The 15,839-nt window shown below is 42.3% G+C and carries 15 protein-coding genes and 1 tRNA gene; 13 read left to right on the top strand and 3 right to left on the bottom strand.

Features of this window, described 5'->3' with window-relative positions:
* Positions 1 to 58: 58 nt before the first annotated feature.
* Positions 59 to 256: a hypothetical protein gene (locus IM477_RS07060; protein WP_002789758.1), complete on the bottom strand. Its 198-nt coding sequence runs from the start codon at positions 254 to 256 to the stop codon at positions 59 to 61.
* A 130-nt stretch (positions 257 to 386) separates the two neighbouring features.
* On the opposite strand from IM477_RS07060, the gene IM477_RS07055 reads away from it, so the two are divergent.
* A complete protein-coding gene (locus tag IM477_RS07055) occupies positions 387 to 578 on the top strand; it encodes a type II toxin-antitoxin system HicA family toxin (protein ID WP_287731097.1) in 192 nt (63 codons plus the stop codon).
* A gap of 183 nt (positions 579 to 761) precedes the next feature.
* On the opposite strand, the gene IM477_RS07050 is transcribed toward IM477_RS07055, so the two are convergent.
* A tRNA-Ile gene (locus IM477_RS07050) sits at positions 762 to 834 on the bottom strand.
* Positions 835 to 898: 64 nt separating this feature from the next.
* Between IM477_RS07050 and IM477_RS07045 the strand changes: the two genes are divergently transcribed.
* The 4 genes from IM477_RS07045 (at position 899) to grrM (ending at position 5,016) form a co-directional block, all read left to right on the top strand.
* Positions 899 to 1,192, top strand: a complete 294-nt coding sequence (locus IM477_RS07045) for a hypothetical protein (RefSeq protein WP_287731096.1) — start codon at positions 899 to 901, stop codon at positions 1,190 to 1,192.
* Positions 1,193 to 1,224: 32 nt separating this feature from the next.
* Positions 1,225 to 2,559, top strand: coding sequence for a hemolysin family protein (locus IM477_RS07040; protein WP_287731095.1), 1,335 nt, complete (start codon positions 1,225 to 1,227; stop codon positions 2,557 to 2,559).
* A gap of 76 nt (positions 2,560 to 2,635) precedes the next feature.
* Positions 2,636 to 3,757: a murein transglycosylase A gene (gene mltA / locus IM477_RS07035; protein ID WP_287731094.1), complete on the top strand. Its 1,122-nt coding sequence runs from the start codon at positions 2,636 to 2,638 to the stop codon at positions 3,755 to 3,757.
* A gap of 86 nt (positions 3,758 to 3,843) precedes the next feature.
* A complete protein-coding gene (gene grrM / locus IM477_RS07030) occupies positions 3,844 to 5,016 on the top strand; it encodes a cyclophane-forming radical SAM/SPASM peptide maturase GrrM/OscB (RefSeq protein WP_287731099.1) in 1,173 nt (390 codons plus the stop codon).
* A 132-nt stretch (positions 5,017 to 5,148) separates the two neighbouring features.
* Here grrM and IM477_RS07025 read toward each other — a convergent pair whose 3' ends face one another.
* Complete coding sequence (locus tag IM477_RS07025) at positions 5,149 to 5,838, bottom strand: Uma2 family endonuclease (protein ID WP_287731092.1); 690 nt, start codon at positions 5,836 to 5,838, stop codon at positions 5,149 to 5,151.
* A gap of 304 nt (positions 5,839 to 6,142) precedes the next feature.
* Here IM477_RS07025 and IM477_RS07020 point away from each other — a divergent pair, with 304 nt between their 5' ends.
* The 8 genes from IM477_RS07020 (at position 6,143) to IM477_RS06985 (ending at position 15,739) form a co-directional block, all read left to right on the top strand.
* A complete protein-coding gene (locus IM477_RS07020; RefSeq protein ID WP_287731091.1) occupies positions 6,143 to 7,087 on the top strand; it encodes a LysR family transcriptional regulator in 945 nt (314 codons plus the stop codon).
* Between the two features lie 46 nt (positions 7,088 to 7,133).
* The gene (locus IM477_RS07015; RefSeq protein ID WP_287731089.1) at positions 7,134 to 8,987 is read left to right on the top strand and encodes an NAD(P)H-quinone oxidoreductase subunit F; all 1,854 of its coding nucleotides are present in this window, start codon (positions 7,134 to 7,136) and stop codon (positions 8,985 to 8,987) included.
* A gap of 176 nt (positions 8,988 to 9,163) precedes the next feature.
* Positions 9,164 to 9,889 carry a carbonic anhydrase gene (locus IM477_RS07010; RefSeq protein WP_287731088.1) on the top strand — a complete coding sequence of 242 codons (726 nt, stop codon included), beginning with the start codon at positions 9,164 to 9,166 and terminating at the stop codon, positions 9,887 to 9,889.
* A gap of 78 nt (positions 9,890 to 9,967) precedes the next feature.
* Positions 9,968 to 11,518: an NADH-quinone oxidoreductase subunit M gene (locus IM477_RS07005; RefSeq protein ID WP_287731087.1), complete on the top strand. Its 1,551-nt coding sequence runs from the start codon at positions 9,968 to 9,970 to the stop codon at positions 11,516 to 11,518.
* A gap of 57 nt (positions 11,519 to 11,575) precedes the next feature.
* Complete coding sequence (locus IM477_RS07000; protein WP_287731098.1) at positions 11,576 to 12,871, top strand: CO2 hydration protein; 1,296 nt, start codon at positions 11,576 to 11,578, stop codon at positions 12,869 to 12,871.
* 82 nt (positions 12,872 to 12,953) lie between these two features.
* On the top strand, positions 12,954 to 13,658 hold the full coding sequence (locus IM477_RS06995) for a Uma2 family endonuclease (protein ID WP_287731085.1): 705 nt from the start codon (positions 12,954 to 12,956) through the stop codon (positions 13,656 to 13,658).
* Positions 13,659 to 13,845: 187 nt separating this feature from the next.
* Entirely contained in the window at positions 13,846 to 14,601 is a 756-nt protein-coding gene (locus IM477_RS06990) for a DUF2232 domain-containing protein (protein WP_287731083.1), read from the top strand.
* A complete protein-coding gene (locus IM477_RS06985) occupies positions 14,594 to 15,739 on the top strand; it encodes an FkbM family methyltransferase (RefSeq protein ID WP_287731081.1) in 1,146 nt (381 codons plus the stop codon). Before IM477_RS06990 ends, IM477_RS06985 begins: the two co-directional genes overlap by 8 nt.
* Positions 15,740 to 15,839: the final 100 nt, after the last annotated feature.

Genomic DNA, 15,839 nt, shown 5'->3' with positions numbered 1-15,839 from the left:
GTAACTATATCGTCATCGGCTAAATAATAAATAAAAATATTGGTATCATAGACGTATTTCATCCATCCCACTCCCGACGAAGAGACTCTACATGAGATAGCATTGCCGCTTTTTTATCCTTAAGAATACCTTTGGCTTTAACCACCTTTTGATAATCTTTTTGCCAAAGCTGAAGCAGTGAATCTGGCACGTCTGCTGTAATAAAATTTTCATCTTCAGCAATCAGATAATTCCTTGGTATTTTAATCAGTGGCACAGCTTTTCTCCTAATACCAAACAGTATTTAATGTTTCTCTCTGTCATAGACCATCATTATATATTATCCTTTCCTCTTGACATCCTCACCGCCGTAAACGGACGGTGAGGATGTCAAGAAGCGTCGAGATTTGTTGCGTTATCTCAGTCAACAGGGTTGTCAATTGGTACGAGAAGGAAGTGAACATTCCATCTGGGAAAATCCCCTCAATGGTCGGCGCACAGCCATCCCTCGACATCGAGAAATTGTCGAGGATGGCTGTGAGAATTTTTCGTCAGTTGGAGATACCAGAACCTTGATCAGAAGCAAGGATTCTACCTGAATAATATTTAAGGCAGAGCCTTAAATACTGTGTTGCAAGGCAGAGCCTTGAAACAAGAGATAATATAATTGGTGCGTTACGGCGGCTTGTTAGTTTGGGTTTTTTGACCAAATTAGTAACCGCAAACACGCACCCTACACTCTGAATACTGCTACCGAATACCTTCCGAAGCCATCAAAACTATCCAGGGTGCAGGAGTTGAACCTGCCTAGCACGAATTATGAGTTCGTTGCCTCAACCGCTCGGCCAACCCTGGGTTATACTATTAACTCATTATAGATCGGTAGTTACTCCGAACGTGAAAATCCAGCCCCACCAAGATGAAAAAATTTTCAGTCAGCACCTCCTTGCAGTTAGGACTCCTTTTGATGGTAGCCATGTTAGCCGCCGGCTTCGGTAGCGGTTGGGTAGCCTATCAATTGGGAATCGCCTCCCTAAAAGGAGTCAGTCAACCGGATATCAACCCCGCTAAAAAGTTTACCAACGATCGCACCAGTTATGGTCGCAATCAAACTTTTATCCCAGTTAAAGAAGAAGAAGTAATTAAAAGAGTGAGAGTTTATATGCAACAACAGAAAAACCAACCGCAATCAAAGGACGAAACCAAAGGATAGGCTTTAAAAAAGGCGAATTTTGCCTTTTCGCTATGGATAATCAGGATTTATTGACTCGTTTAATTTTAGTCTTTTTACTAATCGCGCTCAATGCTTTTTTCGTAGCGGCCGAATTTTCGCTTGTGTCTGTCCGTCGTACCCGCGTCAGTCAGCTAGTGGCTGCGGGAGATGTGCCAGCGCAGACGGTACAATCTCTACAAAGAAGTCTCGATCGCTTGCTTTCCACTACCCAATTAGGTATCACCCTTTCTAGTTTAGCTTTAGGTTGGATCGGGGAGAGTACCATGACCGTTTTTGTGAAGAAATTACTAAGTTTTTTACCCTTTTCTTTAAACTGGCAAAATCTGCTCTCCCATGGTTTCTCTCTTTGTCTAGCTTTTTTAATCGTTGCCTATCTCCAGATAGTTTTTGGGGAACTTTATCCCAAATCCCTAGCTTTAATTTATGCCGAACCGATGGCGCGATTATTAGCAGCACCTATTGGCGTTATTTCCCGGATTTTTAAGCCTTTTATCGGTATTATTAACCAATCAACTCGTTTTTTATTGGTTTTAACCCGTATCCCCGAAGTAGATCTACAGCGTTCTAGTCGGGTAACTTCCGAGGAATTACAATTAATTATCAGCATGGAAGGGGAATTAACGGGATTAGAAGCAGCGGAAAGGAAAATTTTAAATAATGTTTTCCAGTTTAGCGAAATCACTGCCGCGGAAATCATGGTTCCCCATAACCGTTTAATAGCTATTTCCTCGACCGCAACTTTTGAGGAATTATTGCTCCAAGTAGTTAACAGTGGCTATTCTTGTTATCCTGTGGAAGGAGATTCCGGTGATGATATCCGTGGTCTGATCGATTTTAAAGATTTAGCTTTACCCCTTGCTCAGGGTCAGTTAAATTTAACAACCCCGATTAAAACTTGGTTGAAACCTGTGCGTTTTTTCCCCGAAACTACTGCTTTAAATGAATTACTAACAGTGATGCGGGAATCATCCTTAAAGATGGTTATCATTGTCGATGAATTTGGCAGAACAGCCGGTTTATTAACCCTAAAAGATTTAATCGGTGAGATTCTAGGAACTTTTTCCCCTAGTGATGAATCAGGAACAGTAAAATATCAACTCCTCGATGAATCGACTTTTCTCGTACAAGCACAAATGAATTTAGAGGACGTGAACAAAGCATTAAATTTAAGTTTACCCTTGGCCGATGAATACCAAACCCTAGCCGGTTTTGTCCTCCATCATTGGCAAAAAATACCGAAGGTGGGAGAACAATTATATTACCAAAATTTAGAATTTACCATTATTTCTAAGGTCGGCCCTCGCTTGGAACAAATTAAGATTTATCGGCAACAACTATCCTCATGATATAAATAAGAAACAACTTTTCTCATTTATCCTTCTTGATTGTTAATCGAGTCAATAGCTGCCCACTCCTGTCACCATGAAACACCTTTTGACACTCCTCCCCCTCAGCTTGGGATTAATTGCCCTCACCCCCGCAAATTTGCCCCTAGAACGTTTTGAAATCTCAGAATTAGGAACATCTACGGGATACGATGAACGACTGCTAACGGACAAAAAAAACCTCCTACAAGCGATCGATCATAGTTTACGTTATCTGAATAGCTCGGCAGCGATCCGCGCCTATCAAAATTATCCTATTCCTGAAATAACTCGTCAGCGAGTCTATCGTTCCTTAGTACGTTTTCGTCAATTAGTGCAGAATTCTCCCACTCCCGCAGCTCTACAAAAGGCAGTTAAAAAAGAATTTATTTGGTATCGTTCTTTGGGTAATGATAGCCAGGGAAATGTTAAATTTACTGGTTATTTTGAGCCAATTTATCAAGCAAGTCGCCAAAAAACCGCCGAGTATAAATATCCTCTTTATCGCCGACCTGCTAACTTTTCTCGCTGGTCTAAACCCCATCCAGCTAGGGTAGAATTAGAGGGAAAAGATGGTTTACTGGGGGAAAATAGCCGTCTCTCGAGATACGAATTAGTCTGGTTAAAAGATCGCTTAGAAGCTTATTTAGTTCATGTGCAAGGTTCGGCGAAATTACGTTTACCTAATGGTCAAATTATGAGCATTGGTTTTGATGGCAATACCGAGCATCCCTACACCAGTCTGGGAAAAGAAATGATTGCCGATGGTATTTTTCCTGCTGAGGGTTTAACCTTACCAATGGTTTTAGATTTTCTCAGAAATAATCCTGAGCAATTAAAGAATTATATTCCCCGCAATAATCGGTTTATTTTCTTTCGAGAAACCCACGGCGCAGCTGCCACTGGTAGTATTGGAGTTCCAGTTTTACCAGAAAGATCGATCGCTACAGATAAAAGTATTTTTCCCCCCGGTGCTTTAGCAGTAATTGAGACAGAAATTCCCCAGGGAAATCTTAATAAAAAATTAGTTAGTCGCTATGTTCTCGATCAAGATACTGGCAGCGCGATTAAAGGTACTGGGAGGGTAGATATTTTTATGGGAACAGGAAAAAATGCTGGCGAGCGAGCCGGTTTAATTAATACTCCGGGTCAATTATATTATTTATTATTGAGGGAATAGGAAATAGTATAGGTAGAATTAAGATACAATTCCCAGAATCAGTTATCGGTTATCATACTTTAAGGGAGAATTTTAAAAATAGAATGATGGAAAAAAACACAAATATAGATTGGTCGGATTGTGGTCCAATTACTTTAGTAGTCGTGCAGCCGACTTCTTTTTGTAATCTCAATTGTGATTACTGTTATTTACCCGATCGCCACTTAAAAAATACCTTATCCTTAGATTTAATCGAGCCGATTTTTCAGAGGGTTTTTAGTAGTCGTTTTCTCCAAGATGATTTTACCATTTGCTGGCACGCAGGCGAACCCTTAGCAGTTCCCATCAGTTTTTATGAAAGTGCTTTCGCCAAAATTGCGGAAGTTAGCGAGAAATATAATCAGCAGGGTTACTGTTTTCGTCATTCGGTACAAACTAACGCCACTTATATTAACGATGCTTGGTGTCAATTATTTAAAAAGCATGATGTTTATGTGGGAGTCAGTCTTGATGGACCGGCCTTTATTCACGATATCCACCGGCAAAACCGCAAGGGAACTGGCAGTCATGCTGCTACAATGCGGGGGATTTCTTTCTTACAAAAACATGAAATTGATGTCAGTATCATCGCTGTTTTAACAGAAGATTCCCTCGACTATCCCGACGAAATTTTTAACTTTTTTTGGGATCATGGCCTTACCGATGTGGCTTTTAATATGGAAGAAACCGAGGGTATTCATTCACAATCTTCCTTAGATAAATTAGGTATTGAACAACGTTATCGCCAGTTTATTGCCAGATTTTGGGAGTTAGTCACGGCCAAACAAGGAGAATTTAAGCTGCGGGAATTTGAATCGATCTGTAGTTTGATTTATGCCGATGAACGCTTAGAAAATACCGATATGAATCGACCTTTTATGATTGTCAATTTTGATAATCAAGGTAATTTTTCCACCTTTGATCCGGAATTACTATCGATTAAAACCCAACCCTACGGCGATTTTATTTTTGGTAATGTTTTGACCGATTCCCTAGAATCTATCTGTGAAACCGAGAAATTTCAACAAATTTACGCTGATATGCGCGGTGGAGTCGATTTATGTCGCCAAAAATGCGATTATTTTGGGGTTTGTGGGGGTGGTGCCGGTAGTAACAAATATTGGGAAAATGGCACTTTCAACTCCACAGATACTAAAGCCTGTTTATACCGGATTAAGTGTATCACCGATATAGTTCTCGATCGCCTAGAAAATTTATTAGAAGTTGAAAGATTTTTTTAGCTATCAGTAAACAGTAATCATTTCACTGATTACTGTTTACTAATAACTTATGAAAAAAACCTGATCTAAATACCATTTTTCCAAAGTAACGACAGAGATGGTCATGCCTGCTACGAATAAAGAAAAATGGTATTATTCTTCTTCTAAACTTAATCCTAACGCCTGTAAGCGTTCCGCTAGTCGATCCGCACGTTTCTTTTCTTTATCGGCACGTTTCTTTTCTTTATCGGCACGTTTCTTTTCTTGACGCATTTGAGACTCTAACTCAACAGTTGTTAAAAATTTCTCTCCATCAGGACGATACAATTCTAAACTAGATTTATTCCAGATAAAACGCACACCTAAACGGGGACTTATCCAGTCATTGATGGGGATAATTTCTCTTAAAGTTTTTCCCTGTCTTTGCCATCCTTGTAAACGACAGCGCATCGGGTTATATAAATAGTATTCTTCTACACTATATGTGTCATAAAACTCTAATTTTCGACTCATCTCTGCTTTTGTATTCTTCGGTGATAGAATTTCAAAAACCACTTGAGGAGCGATATTTTCTTCCTGCCATTGACGATAGGAACCCCTCCGTCCTTTGGGACGGCCAAAAGCTACCATCACATCAGGAGCAACCGGTGAAACCAAAGTAGAACGCAGAGGATACCAGAGTAAATCTCCGGCAATAAACACCTTAGGGTCATCGGCAAAGATAATCTCTAAATTCTCCTTAATTTTGACAATCCACTCATATTGTTCGGTATTATCTGCCATCGGTTGACCATCGCTATCGGGGAAAAGAAGATCGTCGTCAATATCAAGATAACTAACCATTGTCTTTTAATTTTAATAGATGGTTGTTTTCTGATTATAGCAAGATAATTATGAATTATGAATTATCAATTATTAATTATGAATTATGAATTATGAATTATGAATTGGGGAGATGGGGTAATGGGGGAGTGGGGGAGTGGGGAGGAGGGGAGGAGGGAGAAAAAAGCTGATGGCTGACAAAAGGTCTTAAGCGGCGGTTATATCTATTAAAGTCTATATTTATCAAAAAATTAATTGACTAGAATCTATAAAAACGTTAGGATTGATGGTGACAAATAGTTGTTATTGAGAAGGGGATAAGAACTTGATACAGGCAACCCTGCACCAGTTAAGGGTTTTCGAGGCTACCGCTCGACACAGTAGCTTTACCAAGGCGGCCGAGGAGTTATTTATCACTCAACCTACCGTCTCAACCCAAGTCAAACAACTCACAAAAGCCGTGGGTTTACCGCTATTCGAGCAAATTGGCAAACGTTTATTTTTAACCGAAGCGGGTAAGGAATTACTGTTCACCTGTCAAGAGATTTTTAATAAATTGGACAACTTTCAAATGAAAGTGGCCGATCTTAAGGGAACTAGACAGGGAAAGCTGACTTTAGGCGTAATTACTACCGCTAAATACTTTGTACCGCGATTACTGGGGGCATTCTGTCAACAGTATCCCGGTATTGACATCGCCCTGCAAGTGACTAATCATCAGAAACTGCAAGAGCGAATGTTAAACAACGAGGATGACCTCTATATTCTCAGTCAACCGCCGGAAGAAGTGGAACTTTGTTCTCAGTCTTTCCTCGAAAATCCCCTAGTGGTGGTGGCGCGACGAGATCATCCATTGGTGGGTAAGAAAAATCTGCCCCTTGAGTGCCTCAACCAGCAACCTTTTATTATGCGCGAATCGGGATCTGGAACCCGCCAAGCGGTACAAAAATTATTTAATCTCCACGATATTAAAGTTAAGGTGCGCTTGGAATTAGGCAGTAACGAAGCCATTAAACAGGCTATTTCTGGCGGTTTGGGACTATCGGTACTATCTAAGCATACTCTCATCTCGGAAGGGGAAAACGGCGAATTAGCCATCCTCGACGTGGAACAGTTTCCGATTCAGCGCAATTGGTACGTTTGTTATCTGGCCGGAAAACAACTTTCCGTGATTGCCGATGCTTTTTTAAAATACCTGCTGGAAGCTAGTCAAACCATCCCCATTCATGCCTCGTTAAAAAATGGTGACAGCTTATTAGTGAGCCATTAAACCTTAAACTTTAATTCAGGATCATTTTTCTTCTTGAGGTGTTTATATGTTCGAGTCCTTCAGCCAGACTATCTGGTTGGTACCTCTTTACGCCTTTGCGGGCGCACTTCTCGCTCTACCCTGGTCTCCCGGTATTATCCGGCAAACTGGCCCCCGACCGGCCGGTTATCTGAACTTGATCATGACCTGCTGGGCTTTTTTGCATAGCCTTTTTGCTTTGCTCGCCGTTTGGGGTCGTCCGCCCCAATCTATAGCATTTAATTGGCTAAATGCCGCAAATTTAAGCATATCTTTAGATGTGCAGATTTCGGCCGTTAATATCGGGGCTTTACTGCTAATTACCGGCTTAAACCTCGCCGCCCAGGTATATGCGATCGCCTATCTAGAAATGGATTGGGGTTGGGCAAGGTTTTATTCTCTCGTCGCCCTCTTTGAAGGGGGTATGTGCGCCCTAGTTATCTGTAATTCGCTATTTTTCAGCTATTGTGTGCTAGAAGTTCTCACCCTCGGCACTTATCTGCTGATTGGTTTCTGGTTCAATCAATCTCTGGTAGTGACGGGGGCGCGGGACGCTTTTCTGACTAAACGGATTGGCGATTTAATCCTGTTGATGGGAGTGGTGGCCCTTTTACCCCTGGCGGGAACCTGGAACTTTGACCAATTAGCACAATGGGCGGCTACAGCCAATTTAAACCCCAATGTGGCTAATTTACTCTGTTTGGCATTGATTGCCGGTCCGATGGGCAAATGCGCTCAATTTCCCCTGCATTTATGGCTAGATGAGGCAATGGAAGGACCGATGCCAGCGACAATTCTGCGGAATACGGTCGTCGTTTCCACCGGCGCTTGGTTATTGGTCAAATTAGAGCCGGTGCTGCAATTATCGCCCTTAACCTTGCAAGTAATGATCATTGTTGGCTCTGTTACTGCCATCGGTGCGGGTTTAATTGCGATCGCCCAGATCGATGTCAAGCGCTCCCTCTCCTATTCCGTCAGCGCCTACATGGGGCTGATTTTTATCGCTGTGGCCACCGGACAAACGGAAACCGCTTTAGTGTTACTCTTTACTTATGCGATCGCTATGTCCCTGTTAGTCATGGTGGTGGGTAACATCATTTGGAATAATATCAGCCAAGATTTAAGCCAATACGGCGGTTTATGGTCCCGTCGTCCCGTTTCTGGTATTTGTTATCTCGTCGGTGCCGCTAGTTTGGTCGCACTGCCTCCCTTTGGTGGTTTTTGGGCATTAGCGCGCATGGGCGATCGCCTCGCAGAAATCAGTGGTTTACTGTTATTAGTGCTATTGTTGGTCAATGCTTTAACTGCTTTTAGTGTCACTAGAGAATTTTGCGTTTTCTTTGGCGGTAAAATCAAACCGATGACCCTGCGCTCTCCGGAAGCTCTTTGGCCCTTAGTTATCCCCATGACTGTGACCATGGGTTTCGCCCTTCATCTGCCGATTTTATTGGCGCAATGGCATTTATTACCAAGTAACTTAAATCTGGGAGTGGCTTTTCTCTTGGTACTTTCCAGTGCTGCGGGCGTAATTCCGGCAGCCTATATTTACCTGAATGAAAATATCTCCAAACCGATCGTTTTTCAACCGAAAGCCCTTCAAGATTTCTTTGCCAACGACCTTTATACAGCCCAATTGTATAAAGTCACCATCGTTTTTGTCGTCGGATTAATCTCGCAAATTATTAACTGGATCGATACCTTTCTGGTGGATGGCATCGTTAACCTGGTGGGATTAGCCACGGTTTTTGGTGGTCAGAGTTTGAAATATAACGTCTCGGGCCAAACCCAATTTTACTTTCTGTCGATTATTTTGGGGGTCGCTTTGATCGGTATTATCATCTGTTGGCCGTTGTTATCACAAATTTCTCTAGTTTTCAGTTAAAGATTTGATAACTTAGGCTTTTCTTTAGCATCCCTTGCCCTGACAATATAGCGGTGTGCAGTCGTATGAGGTACAGTGTCACGAGCTATAAACCATGCTAGGCAAAGCTTGGTCTGTATCTCACTCAAGCGCTTACCGCTATAGGACTTGTCCTAATTATATGGAAACAATTACCTATGTTCAATACCTCTCGTCGCCAATTAATCCGTTATGGTGGTGGTTTTTTGGGAACCGGTCTGGCCGCCACTGTTTTGGGTTCTCAGTTGTCCCAAACTAACGCCCAAACTGCTGTTAATTCTGAGCCATGGCTGACCGCTCAAAATAAAGGATTGAACCCAGACCAGGCCTTAACTATGCTCATGGAAGGCAATCAACGTTTCTGGGAACGAAGACAAAAAAGTCCTAACCGCGATCAAGCTCGACTCACAGAAGTGGCCGAAAGTCAAGCCCCTTTTGCGGCAATTTTGGGCTGTGCCGATTCTCGCGTGCCGGCAGAAATCGTTTTTGATCGCGGATTAGGAGATCTATTTGTTTGTCGGGTAGCGGGAAATTTAGCCACTTCCGAAGAAATTGGTAGCCTCGAATTCGGTACGTTGGTATTAGGAGCCAAGGTAATTGTTGTCCTTGGTCATTCTCGTTGTGGAGCGGTAAAAGCCACCATTGAAGGGGGTCGTTTCCCTGGACAAATCGGTCGTTTAATCGATGGCCTACAGGTGGGAGTTGATCGGGCCGAAAAACAACCCGGTTCCAACAAACTTGAGCGAGCAATTAAATCCAATGTTATCTATCAAGTAGAGAAATTGGGCAAATCCCCGGTCATGGGTGATTTAGTAGATAAAAAACAATTAAAAATTGTTGGAGCCTACTATGATCTCGATAGCGGAAAAGTGAGTTTAATTTAGTCAATTCCAGATTAGTCATCGTGTCGGTTGGCTAATCGTTTTCTCATCCCAGTCATTGTAAATTCGATCGATACCAATATGCTCAGTACCCTGCTTTGGTTGCCAATAATTGGAGCAATTATCGTCGGTCTTTTCCCCGATAAATTTGCCCCAGCAAAATTACGTCAAATTACCCTCTTTTTTGTTGCCGCCGTCTTCTTGTGGTCTTTATATCTGCTGACCCAATATAACTTAACCAGTAATGGCTTTCAATTTTCTGAATACCGCGAATGGGCAAAACCAATCGGTTTAAGTTATAACCTCGGAGTCGATGGTTTGTCCTTACCGTTAATTATTTTAAACTGTTTCTTGACAGGAATAGCTATCTATAGTAGCGAAGAAAAAATAGAGCGTCCCCGACTTTATTACATCCTAATCCTCCTGATTAACGCCGGGGTTTCTGGGGCATTAATGGCCAAAAACCTGCTGCTGTTCATCGTTTTCTATGAACTAGAATTAATCCCCTTTTATCTGATGATTGCTATCTGGGGAGGCGAAAAACGTGGCTATGCTTCGATTAAATTCCTTCTCTACACTGCTGTCTCCGGGTTATTAGTCCTAGCGGCATTTTTAGGCATAGGTTTCCTCAATGGTGGCACTTTTGACTATTCCTCCCTCTCCACCGCCGATTTCTCCCAAAAAACCCAATTACTGCTCTTAACTCTGCTGTTAGTGGGATTTGGCATCAAAATACCCCTCGTACCTCTCCATACTTGGCTACCGGATGCCTATACGGAAGCTTCCCCCGCTACAGCAATTTTATTAGGTGGTATCCTCGCTAAACTCGGTACTTATGGCTTAGTTCGCTTTGGTCTGCAATTATTCCCGGAAACTTGGTCTTTAATCGCCCCCGGACTGGCAATTGTCGGCGTTATTAGCGTTATTTACGGGGCCTTGAGCGCTATTGCCCAAAAAGACATTAAACGCATGGTGGCCTACAGTTCGATCGGTCACATGGGCTATATACTGGTAGCAGCCGCCGCCGGCACGGGTTTAAGCGTCCTTGGTGCCGTCGCGCAAATGATTAGCCATGGTCTTATTCTCGCCCTTTTATTTTATCTGGTGGGCATTGTCGAACGCAAAGCCGGAACTAGAGATTTAGACGTTTTAAACGGTTTAATGAACCCAATTCGCGGTTTACCCCTGGTTAGCGCCCTGTTAATTCTCGCCGGTATGGCCAGCGCTGGTATCCCCGGATTAGTGGGATTTGTGGCGGAATTTATCGTTTTTCAGGGGAGTTTTTCCCGTTTTCCCGTGCAGACGGTTCTCTGTATCATCGCTTCCGGTTTAACGGCGGTTTACTTTGTTATCCTGCTTAATCGCACCTGTTTTGGTAAATTGGATAACAAACTTGCCTACTATCCCAAAGTCCTGAAATCGGAAACTATTCCCGCTTTTGTCTTAATGGTATTAATCGTCTTTTTAGGTATTCAACCCAATTATTTAGTCCGTTGGATTGAACCCACCACTAACTCGATGGTTGCCAGCTTATCGGGAGAAGCAAAACCTAGTTTTGTCTTCAAAAAATCTCCGCAAAAGTCCTCAAAAACCAACTGGTTGAATCGGGGTAAATTTTTGAGTAATAGTTAGTTATCCCTTGCTGTTTCCGAATTATTGTAACCGATGCTAATTACTTTACCTAAAACTATGACTGGGACATTAATCAAAGCCAAACTTCCCCCTTCTACTCACGAATTTGCCAACATTATCCACCGTTTAGAAGCGGGTGGATCCATGTTGCCGGATACTCCCGAAAACCTGATGCAGATTATCGGTATTTATAAAGCTTATGCCGTACCGATGGATTTTTATTGGCGAGATCTGCTCTATATTGCCGAACGAGTTTTCCTCGATCCTTTGCCCTTTTTTAAATATTTTCTGCCCCAAGAATACCTAGACCTACAAAATCATTACGCTGGCGATAATGCCGATTTACGCATCTGGCGCGGCACGGGTTCTGCTCACCCTGAATTGTTAGAATTCATGGATAAAGGTAAAACCAGAAAAATGCCCAGGTTAATCCATCATCTTTGGCATGACCGGATTAATATGGAATTTGCCGAAGCCTGTATGCAAGCTATGTTATGGCATGGCCGCGATATGGGTTGGGGTTTATTTGATGCCTATCTTGATTCAGAAGAATATCGCCAAAATGCCGACCGCGCTATTAAGGCCTATTTCAAGAAAAATCCCGTCATGATGAAACTTTATGACCTGTTCCCCGATATGTTCTTGGAACAGGTGCGGATGATGTCCTACTACTCCAATTTAGGACTATTCTGGGAAGTGATGGCCCCTGTATTTTTCGAGATGTCTGATATCTACGATGAAGGCGGCTTTAAAGGTGTTCCTGATGCCATGAATTTCCTCGTTAATGGTATTTTTGCCATCGCCGGGCGGCCGATTTATCATCACGTTTATATTGATGGTCAATGCTACGAAATTATCCCCAAATCAAAGGCTTTTACTTGGCTTTATGAAGCGGCTTTACCCTATGTGGAAGCGGTCTTTTATCGTACTGCTCCCTTCCGGGGGACAAAGTCCTATAATGCCCAAGCAAAACAGGTTCCCTACCAACAAAAAGACTTTCACTATGGCATTCTTTATGCGGATGTTTTCCCCGTGGGTACTGCGGGAATTCCTCCCACTTTGTTAATGGATGATATGTATCATTTTTTACCCCAATATCTGATTGATTACTATCAGCAAAACTGCCGGGGGGAAGATGATATTTTGATTCAATTGGGGATTAGTTTCCAGCGATCGATGTATAATGTTACTTCAGCAGTTATTCAAGCTCTACGCACTGCTTTACTCTATCCCCTCGACGATCCTAATCCCAAACATTTACTTAAAAATCGTCAATTCTTTGAGGCACAAATGGACAGATTTAAACGCCCCGAAGCGCGTCTTAGAGATATCCAAAGTCCTAATTATCGTTGAGGTTTTTTGATTATTTTTCTGGTGGGTTTATCGCCCACCTTTTTTGATATAATGAGATGACCGACACCCAACCTCAAAAAAGATGACCACTTTTCCCATCATCGACAATAACGAGTTTTGTGCGGATGAGGTAAAATTTCCCCCCAGGGATATCTGGAGTGAGGAACCCCCCTTGGAAAGCTACGCTCATTTACAACAAATTCTGATTTTACTTCAGTGTTTAGAATGGTTATGGCAAGAGCGTAATGATTATTTTGCCGCCGCTAATTTGACCATTTATTATAGTCCTAATCAGAAAAAATCTGAGTATTTTCGCGGACCAGATTTTTTTGTCGTTTTGGGAACAGAAAGACGCTTAGATCGAAAAAGTTGGGTAGTTTGGGGAGAAGGGGGCAAATATCCCGATGTTATCGTGGAAATTTTGTCTCCTAGTACCGCCAAAATAGATCGCGGCGAGAAAAAACAAATTTATCAAGATATTTTTCGCACTCCCGATTATTTTTGGTTCGATCCTGAAACCTTAGAATTACAAGGATTTCGGCTAATGGAAGGGCAATATCAAGCAATTGAACCGACGGACAGGGGTTGGCTATGGAGCGATCTCTTAGGCTTATTTCTGGGTATTTATCAACAACAATTACGCTATTTCAATAGGGAGGGTGAATTAATTCCTACCCCCGCAGAAGTGGCTAAACAGGAACGTCAAGAGAAGGTTTTAGCTTTACAACAAATAGAAAAATTAAAATCTCGTTTACGCGAGTTAGGAGCCGATTTAGAAGGTATTTAGAGCCAGTTTTTTTCAGTAGAAACAGGGAAATTTCCCGTAAATTCTCCTACCCCTAACACCTCATACTAAATCCAGTTATTAAAGACTGATTATTTATTCCCCCTTTTGCCTCTTGCCTGACTGGGAGTCACAGGTCTAAGCTAAGAATAGCTGCCCAACCCGTCCCGACCACCGGATAAATTATAGAATGAACGATTCTAACGCTAATTCTCCCGCTCAATCCTCAGAAGAGACAATAGATGAAACCAATTGGGTAGATCTGGGGGAAGAGGAGAAACCCCTAGATAAACCCACTGCCAAACCTATCCAACCATCTCCCCTCAAGTCTATCGCTACCCTGATCACGGTGGAGACGGCTTTTTTGGCCAGTGCTACCAGTTTAATCTGGTTAATTGACTATTATTTTCCCCTCGGACCGTTATTAAGGGTTTTCTTCCCGATTCCTATCGCTTTAGCCTATTTACGTTGGGGCGCTCGTTGTGCTTCCATGACAGCATTAGTTTCCAGTTTACTTTTGTCGGTGTTAATGGGACCGACTCGCAGTATCGTCTTTTTGATTCCCCACGGCTTGATGGGGGTACAATTGGGGCTATGCTGGCGCCGGGGTGCGCGCTGGGAATTTTCTATCTTGACCGGGGGACTTTTGGGGGCTTTTGGTTTATTCTTTCGTTTTTGGCTATTTTCAATTCTTTTAGGCGAAAATCTCTGGTTATATGTGATTACCCAAGCGACTAATTTTATCGATTGGATTTTCACCTGGTTAGGGATTCTCGCTAAACCGACGCTGCTGCAAGTGCAATCTATAGCAGTTGTGGGCATATTTGTCAATAGTTTATTATACTTATTTGCCGTGCATTTAGTGGCGTTATTAGTTCTTGATCGCCTCGGTAATCCGATTTCTCGTCCGCCCAAATGGGTGCAGGCCATACTAGATTATGAGTGATTATTTAGCGCTTTATCGTCAGTATCTCCAGTCAATTAATCCGGCACTGGATGGAGAGTTTTTAATCGCAGAAAATCTATCTACTAATTGGGATGAACCAGAAACGGCTTTAGATTTTCATAACTGTGCGGTGATGGCTTTAATTGAAGCGGAAAATTCCCCAATGCGATCGATGTATGTGGAGATGGCTTTTCAATCTCTGCAAAGAGTCCTAGAAATGGCGGTTTATCCCCTTGCTACTGCCCATTTAGCTCTAGTTTATTATCTAGTAGGCGATCGAGATTTAGCGGCACAAAATGCTTTTAATGCTTTAGTCCAAGTGCTATCATCGGTGAATGCTAATTATCCCCAGGGTTTAATTTATTATTTTCCTGCCCATAACCGACAGGAATTATTAAGGGATTTATTGGAGATCGCTAATTATAGCGAGCAGACCTTGTTCTTATCTACAGAAATATTATATCGCTCATCCCTGGCTTTTTATAATCAAAATGGGGTAAGATTTCTGGAATTAGCTAATCATGTTAACCCCAATTCCTGTCATCTCAATCGTCAATTAGGTATCGCCAAATTAATTAATCAACAGCTAGAAGGTTTATTTCATCTCCATCGCGCCGTTAATCTCGATCCGGAAGATGCTGACAATTTGCAAGCTCTTTATTTAGCCTATCGGGGATTAGGACAACAACAATTAGCTAATTTTTGGTTAGAAACAGCGAAAGTAACGGGGAAAAGTTGGACAAATTTAGATATAAATCAGCCCTTTACCTATCTCGATTTTGATCGGGATATTACCCTAGCTGTAGAAGCAAGTTTTCGCAGTTTTGTCACGGGAGTTTTACTCGCCCAAGGGGATTGGTTTGAAGCAGAAATGGAATTTTGGCGCCATAGTATTAGGGAAGGAATGACGGTTATTGATGTGGGGGCAAATGCCGGAGTTTATACTTTTAGTGCCGCTCATCGAGTCGGAAAAACGGGAAAAGTTATCGCTATCGAACCTTTTTCCCAATGTATCCAGTTGCTAGAAGAAACCTGTCGGGTTAATCAATTTTCTTGGGTTTATCCCTGTCGAGGAGCAGCCAGTAATCAAGGGGAAAATGGGGAGCATCTCACCTTTGCAATGAGCATAAATACTTAGTGGAAAAATAGGCTTTTCGAGGGTAATTCTTGTTTTAATTCTCCATGTACGCAGTCTTTAAAAGCCTCTATTTCGTTCCAAGACACGATTAAGAGTGGCT

It is taken from the genome of Microcystis sp. M090S1 (assembly GCF_020246295.1).
Lineage (GTDB): Bacteria > Cyanobacteriota > Cyanobacteriia > Cyanobacteriales > Microcystaceae > Microcystis > Microcystis aeruginosa.
Note: the sequence above shows the minus strand (reverse complement) of the source record. Positions and strands in the feature narration are given on the sequence as shown.

Excerpts from the sequence above, each read along its gene's own strand:
- mltA (WP_287731094.1), top strand. The coding sequence starts at position 2,636 with ATGAAACACCTTTTGACACTCCTCCCCCTCAGCTTGGGATTAATTGCC.
- IM477_RS07040 (WP_287731095.1), top strand. The coding sequence starts at position 1,225 with ATGGATAATCAGGATTTATTGACTCGTTTAATTTTAGTCTTTTTACTA.
- IM477_RS07000 (WP_287731098.1), top strand. The coding sequence starts at position 11,576 with ATGACTGGGACATTAATCAAAGCCAAACTTCCCCCTTCTACTCACGAA.
- IM477_RS07010 (WP_287731088.1), top strand. The coding sequence starts at position 9,164 with ATGTTCAATACCTCTCGTCGCCAATTAATCCGTTATGGTGGTGGTTTT.
- IM477_RS07045 (WP_287731096.1), top strand. The coding sequence starts at position 899 with ATGAAAAAATTTTCAGTCAGCACCTCCTTGCAGTTAGGACTCCTTTTG.
- IM477_RS06990 (WP_287731083.1), top strand. The coding sequence starts at position 13,846 with ATGAACGATTCTAACGCTAATTCTCCCGCTCAATCCTCAGAAGAGACA.
- IM477_RS06995 (WP_287731085.1), top strand. The coding sequence starts at position 12,954 with ATGACCACTTTTCCCATCATCGACAATAACGAGTTTTGTGCGGATGAG.
- IM477_RS07015 (WP_287731089.1), top strand. The coding sequence starts at position 7,134 with ATGTTCGAGTCCTTCAGCCAGACTATCTGGTTGGTACCTCTTTACGCC.
- grrM (WP_287731099.1), top strand. The coding sequence starts at position 3,844 with ATGGAAAAAAACACAAATATAGATTGGTCGGATTGTGGTCCAATTACT.
- IM477_RS06985 (WP_287731081.1), top strand. The coding sequence starts at position 14,594 with ATGAGTGATTATTTAGCGCTTTATCGTCAGTATCTCCAGTCAATTAAT.
- IM477_RS07005 (WP_287731087.1), top strand. The coding sequence starts at position 9,968 with ATGCTCAGTACCCTGCTTTGGTTGCCAATAATTGGAGCAATTATCGTC.
- IM477_RS07025 (WP_287731092.1), bottom strand. The coding sequence starts at position 5,838 with ATGGTTAGTTATCTTGATATTGACGACGATCTTCTTTTCCCCGATAGC.